Here is a 19,694-nt window from a genome sequence, read left to right as displayed (position 1 = left end):
AGCGCCTACTTCCCGCTCTTGGCGGCGTGGGCGGGGGTTCCCTCCGTGAGCTGCCCCTTGTTGACGTCGACGACGCCGGGGGCTGCGGCGGGCACCATCCCGAGCTCCTTGGCGCGGTCGGCCAGCGCATCGGGCGCCGAGGCCTCCTGAACCTGGGTGCGCAGCGTCTCGACGTGGTCCTCGGCGACGTTGAGCTCGATCTGCTTCTCCTTCATCCGGTAGGCGGTGTCGGCCATCTTGGCGTTGAGGAGCATCGAGGTGATGAGGGCGCCGGCCAGCACGAGGATGATGACGGTCAGGAAGGGAAGGGAGGACGAGGCCGCCCGGGAGGCGCCACTGACGACCCGCAGCTGGGGCCGGTTGGCGGCGCCCGCCTCGGCGCGTCCCTGGGTGTTGGTGGAACCACTTGCCTGGGCGGTGCGCCGCGTCGCGATCGGGCGGGTGACTCGAGCAGTAGCAGTGGCGCTCATCAATGTGCCTTCCCTGTGGCGTAGTTGGAGTAGTTGGACTGGTGTGGATGGACGATGGTGCAGTGGAATCGTTGGCCGCCTGGGGCGGTCCGCCGGCGTCTGGAGCGGCTGGGCCGCCTAGCTGCGGTGGCGACGGCGGGCGGTGCGTTGACCGCTGCGGTGCCCGGGGTCCCGTCCTCGACCGCCGGCGGGCGCAGAGGCCTCTGGCGAGGGGGCCTGGTCGGCCGGACGCAGGCGGACGGCTGCCCGTAGTCGCACCGGTGCCGAGCGGGGGTTGTGGTCGAGCTCGCGGGCGTCGGCCTTCTCCGCGCCGTTGGTGAGCAGCTCCAGGTAGGGGCGGTCCGCCTCGGGGACGACCGGCAGGTCCTGGGGCGCCCGAGAGGTGGCTCCGTGGGCCAGCGCCCGCTTGACGATGCGGTCCTCCAGGGACTGGTAGGACTCCACTACCAGGCGCCCTCCCACGCGCAGGCTGTTGAGAGCCCGGGGCACGGCCCGCTCCAGGACGTCGAGCTCGGCGTTGACGGCGATGCGCAGCGCCTGGAAGGTCCGTTTGGCCGGGTGCCCGCCGCTGCGGCGCGCCGGCGCGGGCACGGACTGACGGACGAGCTCGGCCAGGTCCTGGGTACTGGCCACCGGATCCCCGGACTCGCGGCGGCGCACGATGGCGGCGGCGATGCGGGAGGCGAAGCGCTCCTCGCCATAGGTGCGTAGGATGCGGGTGAGCTCGGCGGCGTCGGCATGCTCCAGCAGGTCCTGGGCGGTCATTCCTGAACCCTGGTCCATGCGCATGTCGAGAGGCGCCGGGCGGGCGTAGGAGAAGCCCCGCGAGGCCTCGTCGAGCTGAAGGGAGGAGACCCCCAGGTCCATGAGGACGGCGTCCACGGTCCCCTCCGCACGAACGGAGTGCTCACGAGCCACCCGGCTGACGGCGTCGTAGGTCGCCTGAACCGCGACGAAGCGGTCCCCGAAGCGGGCCAGGCGCGCCGAGGCCAGTGCGATCGCCTCGGGGTCGCGGTCGATGCCCACGACCTTGAGGGTCGCGAAGCGCTCGAGCGCTGCCTCAGTGTGGCCCCCCATGCCCAGGGTGCAGTCGATCATGACCGGCTGGGCCGGGCCGCCGGACGCCGCCGCGCTGCCGGCAGCGCCCTCGATGGCGGGCGCGAGCAGGTCCAGGCAGCGCTCCAGGAGCACCGGCTCGTGCCGGCCGACGGCGTCGGCAGCGGATGCCTGCGCCTGTGAGCTGGTCATGAGGCGTGCTCCTTTCTGGTGCTGGCCCGGCCCCGGTCCCGGGTACCCGGCTGGTTGTCAGTTGCTGAAGAGCCCTCGACATCCGTCCCTCCCCGGCGCACCGTGCAGGGCGGCCATCTCGCCAGGACTCCTCCCGTGGTTCCGGCGCCGGGGAAGAGGCGTCGGACTCGACATCGGGCGGAGACCTCACGAGATGGTTCGCCAGAGCCCAGATGGCATCTGCGTGCGGTCCGTCGGGTTCGTTCAGTTGTCGAAGAGGTCGAGGCGTCAGAAGAAACCGGGGATGATCTCCTCGGCCGTGTCGGCGAAGACCTGTTCCTGGGCGGCCAGGTAGGTGCTCCAGGACTCGGAGTCCCAGATCTCCACCCGGGCACCGGCTCCGATCACCGCCAGGTCCTTCTTCAGGCCCGCGTAGGCCCTCAGTGGGGCCGGCAGAGTGATCCGCCCCTGCTTGTCCGGGATCTGCGAGTCCGCCCCCGAGAGCATGACGCGCACGTAGTCACGCGCCTGCTTCTGGGCGAGGGGGGCCTCACGCAGCTGGGCGTACATGCGCTCGAACTCGGCGGCGGTGAAGGCGTACAGGCAGTGCTCCTGACCTCGAGTCAGAACCACGCCGCCCGCAAGCTCCTCACGGAACTTCGCCGGGAGGATGAGACGGCCCTTCTCGTCCAGCTTGGGTGCATGCGTTCCCAAGAACATGAGCCACCTCCTTCCCCTCGACGACCCCGTGCACCCCACCCTACTCCACTTCCCTCCCTTTTCTCCCACCCCTTCTCCTCGAGAGCGTCACAGCTGCGTATCACCGACGACGGCACCACCACCCCAGACCTCTGACTTTTCATTGGAATCACAGCAGTTCAACACCTGTTCACGCGGAGCGGAGGGAGGTGGAGGGCAGGTGGAGGGAGGCATTCACCACCACCCTCCTCGGCGTGGTGGATATCCAGGAAAAAAGCAGAGTCCACTCGGCCTGCACGCAGGGTTCCGGTGGGCTTCGGGGCTCCGAGCGGAGGTAGGAGCGGAGCGGCACCGCTGCCGAGACAGCTCTTCCGAATCCGAGGAATTCCTTGAGATTCTCAGGATTCTGTCCCGACCTGACGAGGTCCGCAGAGGGCTGATCGGGGTCTGCAGATACTCAGGTCCTGTCTGCAACGGGTGAGCGTTGGAGACAGGACCTGTGGAGCCGTGCCGGCGGGAGGGATATGGAGGTGGAGGGAAGTGGGGATCGGCGTACGCCAGCACCGTTGCAGGAGCGCGGGCGCGGGTGGAGTGGAGCGTCTGGAGAGGAGTGGGGAGGCTCGGGAAGGTGGATGCGGGCCGGTCAGTCCTCTGAGTCGCGACGGCGATCCCAGCGCTCTGACTGGCGGTCCATGAAGGAGGAGCGCTTCTTCCCGCCGTTCCCGCTCTTGGCGGGCCCGCCTCGACCTCCCGCGGGGCGACGCGGGCTCGACGTGCTCTCGACCCGGGTCAGCGCCATTGCGACACCTCCGACGGCCACGAGGAAGCCGGCGACCCCCAGCAGGATGGACAGGAGACTGTGGGGCACCGATACCCCTGCGATGAGGAGCGCCAGACCGACCAGGACCAGGGCCACACCGCCACCGATATGGCGGGGCGAAGGCCGTGAGAGCCGACGCTCCTCACGCTGGAAGGTCTGAGCCAGCTCGGGGTCATCCTCATGGAGCTGCGATTCCAGGTCTCGCAGGACCTGCTGCTCTCGCTCTGACAGTGCCATCATGCTCCTTGCTTCCGGGCGGGGCCGGGGATCTGCGCCGTAGTTGCCAGGATAGGCGCTGTGGGGGCTCAGGAGAAACTCACCGAGGAGGTTGGCCGGGACGCACGCGGCTCCTCCACCCGGGTCACGGACGACGACCTCGCCCTCCTCGCCCCTCCTGGCCGGGCGGCGCCTTGGTGGGGCCGTCTCCCGACAGGAGGCTGGCCGGGGCCACTGCGTGAGCTCCCCACCTGCGGCGCACGGCGTCGACGGCCCGCTCGGAGGCGCCACGCCGCGGGTCCTCATCCAGGAGGAGCTGCACACCGTCGTCGGGGCGCAGCAGTCCCTCGACCCGCACCCCCAGGAGACGGAAGCCACCGGGCGGGGTGGGCAGGGCGGAGTAGAGCGAGGAGACGGTCTCCCAGATGTCCTGGGCGAGGTCGGTGGGGGTGGCCAGGGTGCGTGAGCGGGTGACGGTGGTGAAGTCGGCCCCTCGGGCCTTGAGGACGGCGACCCGGCAGCGCCGGTCCGCCGCGCGCAGGCGGGCGGCGCACTGGTGGGTCTGGTCCAGCAGGACCCGCCGGGCGTGCTCCCGGTCGGTGAGGGTCTCGAAGAAGGTGGTCTCGGTACCCACCGACTTCTCCTCACGCACCGGCTCGACCCGGCGGGGGTCGACGCCGTGGGACAGCTCGTGCAGGTGGCGTCCGGCGGCCCGGCCGAGGATCCTCTCCAGGTGACGTACGTCAGTGCCCGCCAGGGTGCGCACGTCCTGGATCCCCCATCTGGCCAGGACCTCCTGCGTCCGGGTGCCGACGCCCCACAGGGCCCCGACCGGCAGCACGTTGAGGAAGTCCTGCGTGGCGGCGGCCGGCACCAGGAGTAGTCCGTCGGGCTTGGCGTGGGAGGAGGCGAGCTTGGCGATGAACTTGGTGGAGGCGATGCCCACCGAGGCCGGAACGCCCACTCGCCGGCGTATCTCGGCGCGGATCCAGCGGCCGATGGTCACCGGGGAGCCCATGCGGCGCCTGGCCCCGCTCACGTCCAGGAAGGCCTCATCGATGCTCACCTTCTCCAGGGCGGGGGTGACCTCGGCCAGGACGGCCATGACCTGGGCGGAGACCTGGGAGTAGAGGCCGTGGCGCACGGGGAGGACCACGGCCTGGGGGCAGCGGCGGGAGGCCTCGGCCATGGACATCGCCGAGGAGACGCCGAAGGCGCGGGCCTCGTAGGAGGCTGCCGAGACGACGCCCCGGCCGCCGCGGCCGCCGACGATGACGGGACGGCCGGCCAGCTCGGGGTGCTCGAGGAGCTCGACCGAGGCGAAGAAGGCGTCCATGTCGACGTGGATGATGGGGGTGGCGGAGTCATCGTCCCCCCAGGACCGGCGTGCGGCCTGGGAACGGGGTGCTCTGCTCATCTCCACCTCCTCAACGAGTGCGACGGACTCACCGGCTGACGGCCCCCGAGGAGGCCGCCCGCGCTCCTCTCAGGCTACCGTGGGGCTGTGACACGTAGACGCAGGAGCTCCGGGGCCCCGGCGCTGACCGATCTACCCCAGGGCCCGGTGCGCACTTCCCTGGCCACGGCCGAGCTCGTGGCGCGAGACACCGGGATCCTTCTCATGCTCGACGGCGCGGAGTCCTCCTTCCTGGACCTGCGCGACCCCTCCCACCTGGACTTCGAGTACCACCAGCAGATGGACGCGGTGCTCACGGCGCTGCGCGGTGAGGGCGCCCCCGTCAGGGCGCTCCACCTGGGTGGGGCGGGCTGCGCCCTGGCCAGGGCGTGGGACGTGACCCGTCCCGGCTCCCAGCAGGTCGCCGTCGAGATCGATGAGATCCTCGCGAGCCAGGTGCGGACCTGGTTCGACCTGCCCCGGTCCCCCAGGCTGCGGATCCGGGTCGGCGACGCCGCCGAGGTGGTGGCGGGGCTGCGGCCGGGCCAGTGGGACGTCGTGGTGCGCGACGTGTTCGACGGCGGGAGCGTGCCGGGCTCCTGTCGGAGCCAGGATTTCCTCGACTCCTGCCTGAGGGCGCTGGCGCCCGACGGCCTGCTGCTGGTCAACACCGCCTCCATGCCGCGCGCCGTGGCCGGCGCTGAGATCGCCGCGCTCTCCGGCGCCCTGGACGGGGACATCTCCCGCGCGTTCATCGTCGCCGATCCCGCCGCGGCGCGTGGCCGGCGCCGGGGCAACCTGGTGCTGGTGGCCCGCCAGGGCCCCTTCACGGTGGGCGAGCTCGAGGAGGTCGAGCGCGCAGTGCGCCGCCTGCCGCTGCCGGTGCGCACCTGGTCGCTCGATGACGCCGCGCTACCGCGCCCTAAGGGCGGCCGGGCCCACTAGACCCGCACGAGGCGAATGACCGGTCACGCCGACCCGGGCCGCCAGCAGCGCTCGGTACCCGTTCAGCCCTCGCGGCCGGGGTTCCAGCCCTGGGGCCCCAGGTCCCCGGAGTCGTTGGCCTCCAGGAAGGCCTCCAGGCGTGCACCGATCTCCTCGGCGCTGGGCAGGTTGAGGATCGGCGCGGAGGTGTCGACCTCATCGATGGCGATCCTGGGGGCCATGGCGTCGTACTGGGCCTCCAAGGCGGAGACGACGGCGCTGACCTCCGGCTGCTGGGCGGCCTCGGCGTTGATCTCGGCACGGTTGATGCTGGCGGCGGCCTCGAGATCACCCACCGGCAGTGCCAGGCCAGTGGCCTGCACGACGGCGGTCAGCAGCGCCGAGGCTCCCTGCGGGAACTCGTCGCGGGCCACGTAGTGCGGGATCGCGGCCGAGACTCCCCGGGAGTCCAGGCCCAGCTCGCCCAGACGCAGCTCGAGGTAGGCCGACATCGACCCGGGCAGCTCGACGTGCCCGAAGAGCTCGGGTTGGTTGGGCAGCAGGTCGGGCTGGCTGCCGTGATGGTGGACGTAGGTCGGGCGTGTGTGAGGCACGGCCATGGGGATGCCACTCATGCCAACGGCCTGGCTCACTCCCATGGAGACGGCCAGGTGGGCCACGGCTCCGACGAACTCGTCCCAGCGGTAGTCCGGCTCGCTGCCGTGGAGCAGGAGGACGTCCTCGCCGTCGTCGTCGTGGAGGAGATCCAGGACCAGCTCGGGCATGGTGACTGAGGAGTAGTTGTTATGAACGAAGGTCATCGTGGGACGCCTGGCGCGGTAGTCCACGAGCGCGTCGATGTCGAAGGTAGCGACACGCTCGCTGGGAAGCGTCATGAGCAGCTGGTCGACGGCCAGGGCGCCGGCGTTGCCGGCGTCCATGGCGCCCTCGAAGTAGTGGATGAGGACCCTCGGGGAGATCGGCTGATCCGCGGGGTGCTGGATGGTGAACAGTGGTCTCACGAGCCCGTCTCCTCCTCCTGTCTGGTCTGGTTCATCCTCCCTCAGCATCGGCCCGTTGGTGCGCTCGCCACCAGCCCTGAAGGGCGGGCGGGACCGACGGAGCCGGGGAGGGCGTGTCCGTGTCGTGCAATGGTCTCAGCATGGTCTGGGTACCGCGCCCGGCGAGTTCCCGCCTCAGTCGCCTCCGGGTCGAGCGGTGTCGAGCGATCTCGACTCCGCGACATGATTCGGCGTTTTATCAGGATTCATCCGGGTGAGTGCCCGGGAACGGCGGTTAGCGTCCTGGGCACTCCTGCCAACACCTTCTGGATTGTTGATGTTCCCGCCCGCGCCGGGTTCGGGCGCCTTGTTCGCCCTCGGCGTCCCCGTCGGGGCGTCAGCAGGAGAATAATGGGTCAACCGTACTGAAGCCATCACCGACCCCAGTACCCGTCAGCGTCAACCAGAGCCGGCCAGAACGCCCCCACACGCCTGCCGGCCAGAACCAGAACCGATGCGAGGCCTTGTGAGTCAGACGATCCCCTCTCGCCCACCGCACTCCCAGCAGGAAGCGCAGCCGCGGGCGGAGGATGATGCGGGCAGTGTCCGCGAGCGCGAGATGCGCGGTGAGCAGGTCGTCGTCGATCTGGCCTACAACGAGCTGGACCGCCAGCTGGCTCAGGCCCGCCACTCCCTGGCCCGTACCGAAGCCCAGGGCGTCAGCGGCACCCACCAGTCCCGCGGGGAGCGGGACGCCTACGCCGTGCACTACTCGTCGCTGGTCTCCTCCCTGGAGGGGGTCGAGGACCGTCTGGTCTTCGGGCGGATGGATATGAGCACCTCGCCCGACGACACGCCGGACTCGGAGGCCTCAGCGAGAGCCTCATCCTCCGGCTCCGGCAGGGGCGTGGGCGGCTCCTCCCCCGTCACTGACGGGGGCCGGCGCCACTACGTGGGTCGTATCGGCCTGCAGGACGCCCAGCACCGTGAGGTGATCCTGGACTGGCGCGCCCCTCTGGCCCGGGCCTTCTATCAGGCCACGGCCTCCGAGCCCATGGGGCTGGTGCGTCGGCGGCACATCGACACCCGGGCCCGTCAGGTGCTCGGGGTGGAGGACGAGGTCCTGGACCTGGACGCCCTGGAGGCCGGCGAGGGCCTGTCCGACTCATCCGGGACGGCCGTGACCGCCGAGGACCTGCAGGGCGAGGGTGCACTCATCGCCGCGATGTCCAGCGCCCGTGACGGCCGCATGGGTGACATCGTGGCCACGATCCAGGCCGAGCAGGACCGGGTCGTCACCTCCTCGGGCCGGGGTGTGCTCGTGGTCCAGGGCGGCCCGGGCACGGGTAAGACGGCCGTGGCACTGCACCGGGTGGCCTACCTGTTCTACTCCGAGCGCGAGCGCCTGGAGCGTTCCGGCGTGCTCCTGGTGGGGCCGTCGCGCACCTTCCTGCGCTACGTGGAGCAGGTGCTGCCCTCCCTGGGTGAGACGGGGGTGGTCTCCACGACGATTGGCGACCTGGTTCCCGGGGTGCGGGCCACGGCGCAGGAGGATGCCCGCGTCGCCGAGCTCAAAGGTCGCTCCCTGTGGGTCAAAGCCCTGGAGCGGGCGGTGCGGGGCCTGCAGCGCGTCCCGGATGCTCCCCGCGAGATCGAGGTCCAGGGTGTGCGCCTGTCCCTGGAGCCCGACGACGTGCGTGAGGCGGCCTCCCGGGCCCGTCGGGGCGGCAAGCCCCACAACCTAGCCCGCGAGGCCTTCGTGATCTGGCTCCTGGAGCGCCTGACCGACCAGTACGCGGCGGCCACGAACCAGGACGCCTCAGACGCTGACACGCGCGCCTGGATCCGGGAAGACATCCGTACCGCCCGTGACGCCCGCCGGGAGATCAACCTGTGCTGGATGCCGACGACGCCCCAGGGGCTACTGGAGCGGCTGTGGAGCCGGCCCGCCCTCCTGGAGCAGGTGGCGCCATCCTTGAGTGAGCAGGAGCGCGCGCTGCTGCACCGTGAGCCCGGGAGCGCCCTGAGTGCGGCGGACATCCCGCTCATTGACGAGCTGGCCGAGCTGCTGGGCCCCAGCGAGGACGCCCAGGCCCGGCGCGCCCGACTGGAGGCCCGCCGCCGCGAGGACCTGGTGGACTACGCGGCCCAGGCGATCGAGTCCCAGGAGCTGGGCGGCGGAATGGTCAGTGCCGAAATGCTGGCCGACCGGGTCTCCCAGGGCGGCCCCACTCTGACTCTGGCCGAGCGGGCCCGGGCGGATCGGACGTGGACCTACGGGCACGTCGTCGTCGATGAGGCCCAGGAGCTGGGCACCATGGCGTGGCGGGCGCTGGCGCGTCGCTGCCCGGTGCGCTCCTTCACGGTGGTGGGGGACCTGGCCCAGTACTCGGGCCCCCACGCCCCGGGCAGCTGGGGCGAGGTGCTCACCGCCCTGGGGACGGCGTCGGCTGATGATGCTGCGGAGGCCCAGGGCCGGTCCCGGTCGCAGTCGCGTCACCGGGCCCGTTCGCGCTCGCGGCAGGGCCGACAGTCGGGGCGCTCGCGCGGAGGGTCGACCCCGCTGCGCGAGGAGGCCCTCAGCGTCTGCTACCGCACGCCGGCCACGATCATGGAGGCGGCCGAGGAGACGGTGACGCAACTGGGCCACCCGCCGGTCTACCCGGTGCGCTCGGTGCGCGACCTGCCCGACTGCCTGGAGGTCACCGACCTGTCACAGTCCCCTGAGGGTGGGCAGCCCGAGGCCTGGGCGCGCCTCCTGCGCGAGGTCGTCGTCCAGGAGTCGGCCCGCCTGGATGACCAGGTGGGGGCCGGCGTCGGGCGCATCGCGGTCATCTGCCCCTCCCCCGGGCGCACTGAGGCGCTGCTGCGCCAGGACCCGGACCTGGTCGCGGCGATGGAGGCTCCGGGAGGCGACGTGCTGCGCTCGCGGCTGCTGGTGGTCGACCCGGTGCTGTCCAAGGGGCTGGAGTTCGACGTCGTGGTGCTCGTGGATCCCGCTGAGATCGGTGAGCGCAGCGCGGGCGACCTGTATGTGGCGATGACTCGTCCCACGCGCCGCCTGCGGGTGGTCAGCCGCCTACCGCTCCTCCGGGGCCTGGAGCCGCGTTCCTCCGGCCGGTGAGCCGGATCGCACAGGGTTGTCAACGCCACCAACCACGCAGGTTACGCCACCGTAGGTTACGGTTGCTCCTGAGTTCTCATCGTCGCTCGCGGGCGGCACCCGCGGCGGGCGAAACCCTCCCCGTCGGGGAAAGGCTCACGGCAGACAAGGGGGAAGACCCATGAGTGCTTCACGCACGTCGGTAGCCGCGCTCACGCGTGGCGCCGCGTCGGCGGCCGGCTCGGACGCCTCCGGTCATGAGGCCCTTGAGGCCGTCTACCGTCAGGCCGGGGTGCCCTCCACGATCCCTGCGGTGAGCGAGCCCCTGTCCTGCATGCTGCGCGACGCCGCGCGGGACTTCCCGGACCGGGTGGCCCTGGACTTCCTGGGCGCCACAACCACCTACTCCCAGTTGGAGACCCAGGTGGCGCGGGCCGCGGAGGCCCTGCGGGGCCTGGGGGTCGGGCGCGGGGACGTCGTCGGGGTCATTCTTCCCAACTGCCCTCAGCACGTGGTCGTGGCCTACGCGGCCTGGCGCATCGGGGCGATCGTGGCCGAGCACAACCCGCTGGCGCCCGCCGCCCAGCTGCGCGAGCAGTTCCACATTCACCGTGGGCGCGTCATCATCGCCTGGGAGAAGACCCTCGAGCGTCTCGTGGCGGCGGTGGGCTCACTGGAGGCGGCGGGCCTGGGGGGCCTGAGCGTGTACTCGGTGGACCTGTCCCGTCATCTTCCGTTGCGCAGCCGCCTGGCCCTGAGGCTGCCGGTGGCGGCCGCCCGCACCCAGCGCCGCGAGCTGCGCGGCAGGATCCCGGCCGGGGTGCGCTCCTGGGACGACCTGGCCGCCTCCGCCATCCCCTTGGCCACGGGCTTCCCGCTGCCGAGCGTCTCGGAAGCGGCGGCTCTGCTGTACACCGGCGGGACGACGGGCACGCCCAAGGCCGTGTGCCTCACCCACGAGAATCTGCGCTCCAACGCCGAGATGTCCTTGGCCTGGGCGTCCGGCACCACGAGCGCGGGCAAGGAGACCTTCTACGCGGTCCTGCCCTTCTTCCACGCCTTCGGCATGTCCCTGTCGCTGCTGTGCGCGGTGGGGCTGGCCGCCACCCAGGTGGTGCTGCCCAAGTTCGGGGCGGACCTGGTGCTGGCCGCTTGGAAGCGGCGCCCGGCCACCTTCTTCCCGGGGGTGCCGGTCATGTTCGACCGTCTGGTGACCCGGGCGCGGGCCACCGGGGCGAACCTGTCCTCCTGCAAGATCGCCGTGTGCGGGGCGGCCCCCAACCCGCTAGCGGTGGCGCAGGCCTGGGAGGAGGCCACCGGTGGCACCATCATCGAGGGCTACGGGATGACCGAGTCCTCCCCCATCATTCTGGGCAACCCGATCTCACCGGCGCGTCGGCCCGGCACCCTGGGGGTGCCCTACCCCTCCACGCAGGTGCGCCTGGTGGACCCTGAGGACGTCGAGCGCGAGGTGGCTCCCGGGGAGGTCGGCGAGCTGCTGGCTCGCGGCCCCCAGGTGTTCTCCGGCTACTGGGACAACCCCGAGGAGAGCGCCGAGGTGCTGCTGGACGGGGGCTGGCTGCGCACGGGCGACCTGGTGCGCCAGGAGGCGGACGGCTTCTACGTCATCGCCGACCGCCGCAAGGAGCTCATCATCTCCGGGGGCTTCAACATCTACCCCACGGAGGTGGAGGCCGCGGTCCGCTCGATGCCGCAGGTGGAGGAGGTCGCCGTCGTCGGGCTGCCGGCCGAGGCCGGCAATGAGTCCGTGGTCGCCGCGATCCTGCCCAAAGAGGGCCAGACGGTCACCCTGGAGCAGGTGCGCGAGTGGGCGGCCAAGAACCTGTCCAACTATGCCCTGCCGCGCCAGATCGCGATCCTGACCGAGATGCCCCGCTCCCAGATCGGCAAGGTGCTACGGCGCGTGGTGCGCGATGAGCTCCTGGCGGCCCGGGAGGCGGCCTCCGGGGCGGCGACGGCGGCGGCCGTGTCCATCGTTGAGCACTTCCCCGGCCGGGGTGAGCGCAGGGACGGCGGTCAGCAGGAGGACGGCCAGGACGGCAAGGCCGGGCCGCATGACAACGCGGCCTCCCGCTGAGGGCACGCCCTTAGATCGCAGTCGCCCCAGATCACCTGACTGCTCCCACTCACAGCCCGATTCGACTCCACAGACATGACTGACAGCACGATCAACGCCGCCGCCTCGCCGCAGCCGGCCGCCCAGGACCACCGCCACTACCTGCGCCCTCATTACCAGCCCGGCATCCCGGCGGCGATCGAGGTTCCCGACGCGCCGCTCAGCGAGCTGCTGGAGACAGCGGCGCGCTTCTACCCCGATCGGGTCGCCATCGACTTCCTGGGCGCGGAGATGACCTACCGCGAACTGCTGGAGGCCTCGGAGCGGGCGGCACAGGTGCTGCGGACCTCGGGGGTGCACAAGGGCGACCGGGTGGCCCTCATCATGCCGAACTGCCCGCAGCACGCCGTGGCCCTCTACGGGGCGCTGCGCATCGGCGCGGTCGTGGCAGAGCACAACCCGCTGGCGCCCGCCGAGGAGATCCGCTCCCAGCTGGACGCGCACGGAGCCCGAGTCGTCATCGTGTGGGAGAAGGGCATCGGCCTCGCCACCGATCCCCGTCCGGCTTCACGCGCCGACGGCGATGCGCTCCAGGGGCGCACGGTCTTCAGCGTGGACCTCTCAGCCGCAATGCCGGTGCGCCTGCGCGCCGCGCTGCGTCTTCCGGTGGAGCGGGCCCGCCGGCAGCGGGCCGCCTTCCGAGCACAGAGCCTGCCTGCGGGGGTGCGCTCCTGGGACAAGGAGGTGGCCGGCGCCCACCGGATCCCCTCACGCTTCCCCTACCCGGCCGGCTCCGACATCGCGGTCCTGCTGCACACCGGTGGGACGACCGGCACCCCCAAGGCGGCGATGCTCACGCACACCAATCTGCGGGCCAACGCCAACCAGGCCATCGCCTGGGTGCCGATGCTGCACGAGGGCGGGGAGAACTTCCTGTGCCTGCTGCCCTTCTTCCACGCCTTCGGGCTGACCTTCAACCTCTTCTGCGCGGTGCAGAAGGCCGCCACCCAGGTGATGCTGCCCAAGTTCTCGGTGGATCAGGTGCTCGCCGCGCACGAGCGGCGTCCCTTCACCTTCTTCGTCGGCGTGCCGGTCATGTTCGAGCGGATCCTCGACGGCGCCCAGAAGCGGGGCACGAAGCTGGGGACCCTGCGCTACGGGGTGTGCGGGGCGGCCCCGATGCCGCCGGAGGTCGGGGCCCGGTGGGAGAAGGCGACCGGTGGCTTCTTCGTCGAGGGCTACGGCATGACTGAGACGAGCCCGATCGTCGCGGGCACACCCATGGGGCCCTCGCGCCGCCTGGGTGCGCTGGGCCTGCCCTTCCCCTCCACGGACGTGCGCGTCGTGGACCCCGAGGACCCGGACCCCGCTCGGGATGTGCCCGACGGCGAGCCGGGCGAGCTGCTGGTGCGCGGTCCCCAGGTCTTCGCCGGCTACTGGGAGGACGAGGCAGCCACGCAGGCCGCGATCCTGCCGGGAGGCTGGCTGCGCACGGGCGACATCGTGCGCCGGGAGGACTCCTTCCTATGGATGGCCGACCGTAAACGCGAGCTGATCCTCACCGGCGGCTTCAACGTCTACCCCAGTCAGGTGGAAGCCGCGATCCGCTCCATGACCGGCGTGGCCGACGTCGCCGTGGTGGGGCTTCCCGACGGCGCGATGGGCGAGCTCGTGTGTGCCGCCGTGGTCCTGGCCGAGGGGGCCACGCCGGGGTCGGTGACCCTGGAGGCGGTGCGTCAGCACGCCGAGCGGACGGTCCCGCGTTACGCGCTGCCGCACCGCCTGGAGGTCATTGAGGAGATGCCCCGTTCCCAGATCGGCAAGATCCTGCGCCGCGTCGTGCGTGAGAAGGTGCTCGCAAGCATCACGGAAGAGGACTGACCGGCCGCGGTGCCGGTCGCCTCTGCACCCGCCCCGGGCTTACGGGGTCAGTGCCCGCTCCCAGGGCTCGACGTCACCGGGGACGACCCGGAAGATCGGGTGCGGCTCAAGCCGCTCGGGCAGGGGCAGGAGGTCGGGGGCGCGGCCGGCCAGCTTGGCCTCAAGGTGCCTGCGCTCCAGGTCCATCTGCCCCTCGGTGACCGTCAGGCTGACGCCGGTGCACTCCGGCTCAGGCAGGTCGATGCGGGTGGCGTCGAAGCGGTAGCCGCGCCGGACGGCCTCCTCGCGCAGCCCCCACAGGTAGGCGCCCACCGCCACCGCCGGAGTGACCGGATCAGGAACGGCGCGGAAGCGTTCGAGCTGGGGGTGGTTGCGGTAGCCGCGGGTGCGCCCGGCCAGGACCGCCTGGGCCAGGAGTGACTCGCGCCAGCAGGCCACCAGGCCCGCACGGTCCAGGTGGCTCGGGTGCAGCGACCACATGCGCATGACGGCAGTGCCCTTCCGGTTCTCAGAGCAGCCCGGAGGCGGCCAGGACCTCGCGCAGGGTGGCGACCTCGGTCTCCTCGGCTCGCACCAGGGGCAGGCGCAGGGTGGGGCTGGGCAGGCGTCCCTGGAGGTGCAGGGCCTCCTTGGCCATGACGGCTCCCTGCCCGCCGCCCATGATGGCGTGGACCAGGGGGCGCAGGCTGCGGGCGAGGGTGCGGGCGCTGGCCAGGTCGCCGGCGTCGACGGCGTCGATCATCTGGCGCCAGGAGTGGGCGTCGGCGTGGGCGGCCACGGAGATGACGCCGGAGGCGCCGTGGGTGAGCCAGGCGAAGTTCAGGCCGTCGTCGCCGGAGTAGTACTCCAAGCCGGTGGACTCCATGCGGCGGAAGCCCTGCTCGACGTCACCGGTGGCGTCCTTGACGGCCTTGACGCGGGGGTTCTCGGCCAGGCGGGCCAGGGTCTCCTCGGTGATCTTCACGCCGGTGCGTCCGGGGATGTCGTAGACCATGACGGGCAGGTCGGTGGCCTCCACGACGGCGTTGATGTGCCGGTAGACGCCCTCCTGGCTGGGGCGGTTGTAGTAGGGGGCGTTGATGAGCAGGCCCTCGGCGCCGGCCTCCTGGGAGGCAACGCCGATGCGCACCGCGTGGGCGGTGTCGTTGGAGCCGGCGCCGGCCATAATCATGGCGCGTCCGGCCAGGGCGTCCTTGACCTGGCGGATCAGCTCCTGCTTCTCGGGGGTGTGGGTGGTCGGGGACTCACCGGTGGTGCCCGACAGGAGGATCAGGTCGGCGCCGTCGTCGACCAGGCTGACCGCCAGGGCTCGGGCGGCGTCGTAGTCGACCTCCCCACTGGGCGTGAAGGGGGTGACCATGGCGACGCCGACGGAACCGAAGCTGCGGGAGGGGGCTGCGCTCATGGCGCCACCCTAACGTGCCCCCGGCCAGCCGAGGGTCCCTTCTCATGATCTGTCTCATAGGCGCCTGCGTTCCCGCCTGGGCTCGTTGGCCCGTCAGGGCCGTCACTTAGGCTCGGTCCATGACCTCCACAACCCCCTCGCCTGCATCGCCGTCATCGTCCTCCGGGAGCCGGGACGGCTCCGTCCTGGGCGCCGATCCTCTGGCCGGGCTGAACCCGGATGCGAATACGCGCGCCCCGCACCGCCACTCCCCCGACGCCCACAACTGTGCGGAGCATGACCATGGCACCCCCCACGCACCGGGGGGCTTCGTGCGCCCGGCCCGGGCGGAGGACCTGACGGCGATCGGGCAGGTCCAGGCCGCCACCATGCTCGCCTCCCTGGAGGCCGGCCACACCGCCGAGCACAGTGCGCCGCTGCCCCAGGGCGTACGGGCCATGATCGCCGCCCCCGTCATCGCGGCAGGCTGGGAGGCAGCAGTGACCGAGCCGCCCTCGCCCGAGCACCACGTCCTGGTGGCCACCACCGCCCAGGCGGACGCTGTGAGCCGGACGGTGGTGGGCCTGCTGGGTCTGGCCCCCACCCAGTCCATGGACGCCGAGGGGCACGTCGACGAGGCCGGGGTGCAGGCCGTGGAGGTCACGGCGCTCGGCGTGGAGCCGGCCAGTCAGCGCCGCGGGCACGGCTCCCGGCTCCTGGCGGCCGCCGTGGACCTGGCCCGTCAGGACGGCGCCAGGGCGCTCGTGGCCTGGGCGGTGCGCGGGGACGAATCGATCAGCCGGCTACTGTCCTCGGTCGGCATGGCGCCCACCGGGGCCCACCGGGTGCTCGGCGTCGGCGAGGGCATCACCGAGGACTGCTGGGCGGCCTCGCTGTAGCGCCTCACCGGCCCCGACTGGCTCCCGTCTCAGAGGTCAAGCAGGGCGTCCAGGCCGATGGTCAGGCCGGGGCGGCTGGAGACCTGCCGCACGGCGAGGACCACGCCGGGCATGAAGGAGGCCCGGTCGAAGGAGTCGGTGCGAATGGTCAGCTGCTCACCGGGATTGCCGAGCACGACCTCCTCGTGGGCGGTCAGCCCCCGCAGACGCACGGCGTGGACGTGGACGCCGTCGACCACCGCACCGCGGGCGCCGTCGGGGTCAGTCTGAGTGGCGTCCGGCATAGCGCCCAGGCCCGCCTCAGCACGAGCGGCGGCAATGCCCTGGGCGGTGGCGACCGCGGTGCCCGAGGGCGCGTCGACCTTGTTCGGGTGGTGAAGCTCGATGACCTCGGCGGACTCGAAGTAGGGGGCGGCCTTCGCGGCGAAGCTCATGGCCAGCACGGCGGACAGGGCGAAGTTCGGGGCGATGAGGACGCTGCGGCCGGCGGCCTCGGGCCGGGCCAGGTGCTCGCGGACGTGCCTGTAGGACTCCTCGGTCCAGCCGGTGGTGCCCACGACGACGTTCACTCCGGCGTCGAGCAGGGCATGGACATTGGCCTCGGTGACGCTGGGGACGGTGAAGTCGACGGCGACGTCGGCACCCGCCAGGTGCTCGGCGTCGAGGGTGTCCCCCACGTCCAGGCGGGCCACGAGCTCGAGACCCTCGGCGTCCTGGACCGCCTGGCAGACGGTCGATCCCATGCGCCCGGCGGCGCCCACAACAGCTACGCGAATCGTCATGGCCCCACCCTAGCGACTCACCCACCCACCACGAGGTCACGTCCGCCTCCCGACACCGACTCCGGTTGCCCAGCGCCTGGACGTTCGGGATCCGCCTCAGGTGGGAGACTGAATGTGTCCCCCACGGGGGAGCAGCCGGGAGTCGATCCGAACAGAGTCACCAATCATGATGGATGCTGAAGGCACTCCCACATCATCAGAAAGGGAACCGCTCGTGACTACAACCGCGGAGCAAGCACCAGCCGCCGCGCCCCAGGCATTCTCCAAGGCGCCCGGTACCGGGGTCGCCCTCGTCACCGGCGCCTCCTCCGGCATCGGCGAGGACACCGCCCACAAGCTCCGGGCACTGGGCTACATCGTCTACGGCGCAGCCCGTCGTACCGACCGTCTCCAGGCCCTGACCGCCGACGGCATCCGCCCGCTGGCCATGGACGTCACCGACGACGCCTCCATGAGCTCCGGCGTCAACCGCATCCTGGAGGAGACCGGACGCATCGACGTCCTGGTCAACAACGCCGGCTACGGCTCCTACGGCGCCATCGAGGACGTCCCGATCGATGAGGCCCGCCGCCAGTTCGAGGTCAACGTCTTCGGTCTGGCGCGCCTCACCCAACTCATCACCCCGCACATGCGCATCCAGGGCTCGGGCACCATCATCAACATCTCCTCCATCGGTGGGAGGCTGACCACACCATTGGGCGGCTGGTACCACGCCACCAAGTACGCCGTCGAGGCCCTGAGCGACGCGCTACGCATCGAACTGTCTCCTTTCGGGATTGACGTCGTCGTGGTCGAGCCCGGCGGCATCCGCACCGCCTGGTGGTCGATCGCCGCCGAGCACCTGGAGGCAACGGCCGAGGGCAGTGCCTACGCCGACCAGATCCGAGACGTGGCTGGAGGCATGCGCAGCGAGTCGAACCAGCGGCACTACTCCCCGCCGGAGGTCATCGCCCGCACCGTCGGCAGGATCGTCACCGCCCGTCACCCCCGGACCCGCTACGCCGTGGGCTTCATGGCGGGGCCCCTCATCGCCGCGCGCCGAGTCCTGCCGGACCGCGCCTTCGATCAGCTCATCGGTGCCGCCTTCGGCTTCCGTCGCTGAGCGAAGACCCGACCCACGCGGACCAGCAGCACCAGGGGCCGACGACTGGAATCAGCTTGTTGGTGTCCATTTCGGATACAAAGGACCTCCATCTCTTAGAGCGCAGGCTGGAGAACCTTGGAATCATGGGGTTGCGCATCGGCTGGATGAGAGCGATCCGCGCCTTTGTCACCGATTTGGACACTCAGCCCCTCTTCTGGCTCCGGCGGTGTTCGATGAGCGGGCCATCGACCCCATCGGTTGTCGGCAGCTGTCAGCCAACCGGACCCACGAGGATGCGGGCGCGCTTCTGCTCCACCAGCCAGGCGGCCATCTCCCGGACCTCCTCAGGGGTGACGGCCTCCAGGCGGCGCAGGTTCTCCCCCATGGAGCGCAGGCGCCCGGTAACGACCTCGGCCCGCCCCAGGCGACCCATGCGCGCCAGGGAGTCCTCTCCCCCAAGCACCATGGCCCCGCGCAGCTGACCGCGGGCACGCATCATCTCCCGCTCGGTGACGCCGCACTCGGCAAGCTTCTCAAACTCGCCGATCATGACGGCGCACACCTCATCGACGTCACCGGGGGCGCAGCCCGCATAGAGCCCAAAGGCGCCGGCACCGGCGTAGGAGGTGTCGAAGGCGTAGGTGGTGTAGGCCAGGCCCCGCTTCTCGCGCACCTCCTGGAACAGGCGCGAGGACATGCCCCCACCCAGGATGGTGGTGAGCACGCTCATGGCCCAGCGCCGCTCATCGCGTACGGCGATGCCCTGGCAGGTCAGGTACAGGTGGCTCTGCTCGCTCTCGCGCGGGACAGTGATGTCGTGGACGTCCAGGGGCGCGAAGGGCTCGACCTCGAAGCGACGCTCACGCGGGACGGCATCGGGTGAGGCGTCCCAGCCGGCCGCGGCCAGGTCGGCCAGGACCCGCTCGCAGACCTCATTGTGGTCAACAGCGCCGGCGGCGGCCACCACGAGGGTGTCGGAGGCGTAGGTGCGCTTGTAGTGCTCCCACACGGCGTCGCGCGGCACCGCGGTGACGGTCTCGTTGGTGCCGCCGATGGGTCGGCCCAGCGGCGTGTCCTCACCGAAGGCGGCGCGGGCGAAGGCCTCCTGGGCGACGTCGGCGGGGTCGTCGGCGGCGTCAGCCAGCTCGGAGACGATGACACCGCGCTCGGTCTCGACGTCGGTGGGCTCCAGGAGGGAGGAGGTCACCATGTCGGCGAGCACGTCGAGGGCCCGCATACCGTCAGGGGCGAGCACGCGGGCGTAGTAGGAGGTGTGCTCCTTGGAGGTGGCGGCGTTGGACTCCCCGCCGATCATGTCGAAGGCCTCGGCGATGTCGTGGGCATCCCGCGTGGCGGTGCCCTTGAACAGCAGGTGCTCCAGGAAGTGGGTGGAGCCCTCCTGGCCGGGCACCTCGTCGCGGCTGCCGACGCCGAACCACATGCCGATCGAGGCCGAGCGTAGCCCTGGCACGGACTCGGTGATGACGCGCACCCCACCGGGCAGGACCGAGCGGCGGGTGAGAGCCCCGTCGTCGTGCAGGGTCAGCTCGGTGCCGTCACGGCCGGGCCGCCCACGCCCGAGATCCACCTCGGCGTAGTCGGTCGGGCTCGAGGACTCCCCGGTCGCGGGGGTCGAGGAGGACTGAGAGGCCGCCTGCCGGGCTGATCCGGCGCGCATGTCTGGGTTGGTCACCCGCGAAGACTAGCGGGCGAGCGGGCCCGGTGTCGTTC

General features: G+C 71.4%; 16 protein-coding genes. 6 read left to right on the top strand and 10 right to left on the bottom strand.

Annotated features, from left to right (window positions below; all coding sequences use genetic code 11):
• Positions 1 to 5: 5 nt before the first annotated feature.
• From AB7V09_RS01570 to dinB, 5 genes are all read right to left on the bottom strand, one after another.
• Positions 6 to 470, bottom strand: coding sequence for a hypothetical protein (locus AB7V09_RS01570; protein ID WP_419142718.1), 465 nt, complete (start codon positions 468 to 470; stop codon positions 6 to 8).
• 117 nt (positions 471 to 587) lie between these two features.
• The gene (rsmH, locus tag AB7V09_RS01565; RefSeq protein WP_419142717.1) at positions 588 to 1,718 is read right to left on the bottom strand and encodes a 16S rRNA (cytosine(1402)-N(4))-methyltransferase RsmH; all 1,131 of its coding nucleotides are present in this window, start codon (positions 1,716 to 1,718) and stop codon (positions 588 to 590) included.
• 267 nt (positions 1,719 to 1,985) lie between these two features.
• Positions 1,986 to 2,417, bottom strand: a complete 432-nt coding sequence (gene mraZ / locus AB7V09_RS01560) for a division/cell wall cluster transcriptional repressor MraZ (protein WP_003786301.1) — start codon at positions 2,415 to 2,417, stop codon at positions 1,986 to 1,988.
• A 622-nt stretch (positions 2,418 to 3,039) separates the two neighbouring features.
• Positions 3,040 to 3,453, bottom strand: a complete 414-nt coding sequence (locus AB7V09_RS01555; RefSeq protein ID WP_020991642.1) for a DUF3040 domain-containing protein — start codon at positions 3,451 to 3,453, stop codon at positions 3,040 to 3,042.
• Positions 3,454 to 3,577: 124 nt separating this feature from the next.
• Complete coding sequence (gene dinB, locus AB7V09_RS01550) at positions 3,578 to 4,849, bottom strand: DNA polymerase IV (protein WP_419142716.1); 1,272 nt, start codon at positions 4,847 to 4,849, stop codon at positions 3,578 to 3,580.
• 87 nt (positions 4,850 to 4,936) lie between these two features.
• Here dinB and AB7V09_RS01545 point away from each other — a divergent pair, with 87 nt between their 5' ends.
• Positions 4,937 to 5,773: a spermidine synthase gene (locus tag AB7V09_RS01545; protein ID WP_419142715.1), complete on the top strand. Its 837-nt coding sequence runs from the start codon at positions 4,937 to 4,939 to the stop codon at positions 5,771 to 5,773.
• A 62-nt stretch (positions 5,774 to 5,835) separates the two neighbouring features.
• Here the strand turns inward: AB7V09_RS01545 and AB7V09_RS01540 are convergent, their stop codons facing one another.
• Positions 5,836 to 6,774, bottom strand: a complete 939-nt coding sequence (locus AB7V09_RS01540; protein WP_419142714.1) for a PAC2 family protein — start codon at positions 6,772 to 6,774, stop codon at positions 5,836 to 5,838.
• Positions 6,775 to 7,267: 493 nt separating this feature from the next.
• Between AB7V09_RS01540 and AB7V09_RS01535 the strand changes: the two genes are divergently transcribed.
• The 3 genes from AB7V09_RS01535 (at position 7,268) to AB7V09_RS01525 (ending at position 13,814) form a co-directional block, all read left to right on the top strand.
• Entirely contained in the window at positions 7,268 to 9,877 is a 2,610-nt protein-coding gene (locus AB7V09_RS01535; protein ID WP_419142713.1) for a HelD family protein, read from the top strand.
• 160 nt (positions 9,878 to 10,037) lie between these two features.
• Positions 10,038 to 11,954, top strand: coding sequence for an AMP-binding protein (locus AB7V09_RS01530; protein WP_419142712.1), 1,917 nt, complete (start codon positions 10,038 to 10,040; stop codon positions 11,952 to 11,954).
• Positions 11,955 to 12,029: 75 nt separating this feature from the next.
• Complete coding sequence (locus AB7V09_RS01525; RefSeq protein WP_419142711.1) at positions 12,030 to 13,814, top strand: AMP-binding protein; 1,785 nt, start codon at positions 12,030 to 12,032, stop codon at positions 13,812 to 13,814.
• A 39-nt stretch (positions 13,815 to 13,853) separates the two neighbouring features.
• Here the strand turns inward: AB7V09_RS01525 and AB7V09_RS01520 are convergent, their stop codons facing one another.
• Both AB7V09_RS01520 and dapA read right to left on the bottom strand, forming a co-directional pair.
• Positions 13,854 to 14,300 carry a pyrimidine dimer DNA glycosylase/endonuclease V gene (locus tag AB7V09_RS01520; protein ID WP_419142710.1) on the bottom strand — a complete coding sequence of 149 codons (447 nt, stop codon included), beginning with the start codon at positions 14,298 to 14,300 and terminating at the stop codon, positions 13,854 to 13,856.
• A 22-nt stretch (positions 14,301 to 14,322) separates the two neighbouring features.
• Positions 14,323 to 15,219 (bottom strand): 4-hydroxy-tetrahydrodipicolinate synthase, encoded by an 897-nt coding sequence (gene dapA / locus AB7V09_RS01515; protein WP_419142709.1) that lies wholly within the window; start codon positions 15,217 to 15,219, stop codon positions 14,323 to 14,325.
• Positions 15,220 to 15,338: 119 nt separating this feature from the next.
• On the opposite strand from dapA, the gene AB7V09_RS01510 reads away from it, so the two are divergent.
• Positions 15,339 to 16,097: an N-acetyltransferase family protein gene (locus AB7V09_RS01510; protein ID WP_419142708.1), complete on the top strand. Its 759-nt coding sequence runs from the start codon at positions 15,339 to 15,341 to the stop codon at positions 16,095 to 16,097.
• Between the two features lie 29 nt (positions 16,098 to 16,126).
• Here the strand turns inward: AB7V09_RS01510 and dapB are convergent, their stop codons facing one another.
• Positions 16,127 to 16,879, bottom strand: a complete 753-nt coding sequence (gene dapB, locus AB7V09_RS01505; protein ID WP_419142707.1) for a 4-hydroxy-tetrahydrodipicolinate reductase — start codon at positions 16,877 to 16,879, stop codon at positions 16,127 to 16,129.
• Between the two features lie 169 nt (positions 16,880 to 17,048).
• On the opposite strand from dapB, the gene AB7V09_RS01500 reads away from it, so the two are divergent.
• Entirely contained in the window at positions 17,049 to 17,981 is a 933-nt protein-coding gene (locus AB7V09_RS01500; RefSeq protein ID WP_075415190.1) for an oxidoreductase, read from the top strand.
• Positions 17,982 to 18,234: 253 nt separating this feature from the next.
• On the opposite strand, the gene AB7V09_RS01495 is transcribed toward AB7V09_RS01500, so the two are convergent.
• Entirely contained in the window at positions 18,235 to 19,641 is a 1,407-nt protein-coding gene (locus AB7V09_RS01495) for a M16 family metallopeptidase (RefSeq protein ID WP_419142778.1), read from the bottom strand.
• Between the last annotated feature and the right edge of the window lie 53 nt (positions 19,642 to 19,694).

Source organism: Actinomyces sp. SKVG-SVH-4(1) (genome assembly GCF_048514265.1).
GTDB lineage: Bacteria > Actinomycetota > Actinomycetes > Actinomycetales > Actinomycetaceae > Actinomyces > Actinomyces oris.
The sequence above is the reverse complement of the archived record's forward strand: the minus strand, read 5'-3'. Positions and strand labels throughout refer to the sequence as shown.

Excerpts from the sequence above, each read along its gene's own strand:
- AB7V09_RS01495 (WP_419142778.1), bottom strand. The coding sequence starts at position 19,641 with ATGCGCGCCGGATCAGCCCGGCAGGCGGCCTCTCAGTCCTCCTCGACC.
- dinB (WP_419142716.1), bottom strand. The coding sequence starts at position 4,849 with ATGAGCAGAGCACCCCGTTCCCAGGCCGCACGCCGGTCCTGGGGGGAC.
- AB7V09_RS01535 (WP_419142713.1), top strand. The coding sequence starts at position 7,268 with ATGCGAGGCCTTGTGAGTCAGACGATCCCCTCTCGCCCACCGCACTCC.
- AB7V09_RS01570 (WP_419142718.1), bottom strand. The coding sequence starts at position 470 with ATGAGCGCCACTGCTACTGCTCGAGTCACCCGCCCGATCGCGACGCGG.
- rsmH (WP_419142717.1), bottom strand. The coding sequence starts at position 1,718 with ATGACCAGCTCACAGGCGCAGGCATCCGCTGCCGACGCCGTCGGCCGG.
- AB7V09_RS01510 (WP_419142708.1), top strand. The coding sequence starts at position 15,339 with ATGACCTCCACAACCCCCTCGCCTGCATCGCCGTCATCGTCCTCCGGG.
- AB7V09_RS01555 (WP_020991642.1), bottom strand. The coding sequence starts at position 3,453 with ATGGCACTGTCAGAGCGAGAGCAGCAGGTCCTGCGAGACCTGGAATCG.
- AB7V09_RS01530 (WP_419142712.1), top strand. The coding sequence starts at position 10,038 with ATGAGTGCTTCACGCACGTCGGTAGCCGCGCTCACGCGTGGCGCCGCG.
- dapB (WP_419142707.1), bottom strand. The coding sequence starts at position 16,879 with ATGACGATTCGCGTAGCTGTTGTGGGCGCCGCCGGGCGCATGGGATCG.
- AB7V09_RS01525 (WP_419142711.1), top strand. The coding sequence starts at position 12,030 with ATGACTGACAGCACGATCAACGCCGCCGCCTCGCCGCAGCCGGCCGCC.
- AB7V09_RS01520 (WP_419142710.1), bottom strand. The coding sequence starts at position 14,300 with ATGCGCATGTGGTCGCTGCACCCGAGCCACCTGGACCGTGCGGGCCTG.
- mraZ (WP_003786301.1), bottom strand. The coding sequence starts at position 2,417 with ATGTTCTTGGGAACGCATGCACCCAAGCTGGACGAGAAGGGCCGTCTC.
- dapA (WP_419142709.1), bottom strand. The coding sequence starts at position 15,219 with ATGAGCGCAGCCCCCTCCCGCAGCTTCGGTTCCGTCGGCGTCGCCATG.
- AB7V09_RS01500 (WP_075415190.1), top strand. The coding sequence starts at position 17,049 with ATGGATGCTGAAGGCACTCCCACATCATCAGAAAGGGAACCGCTCGTG.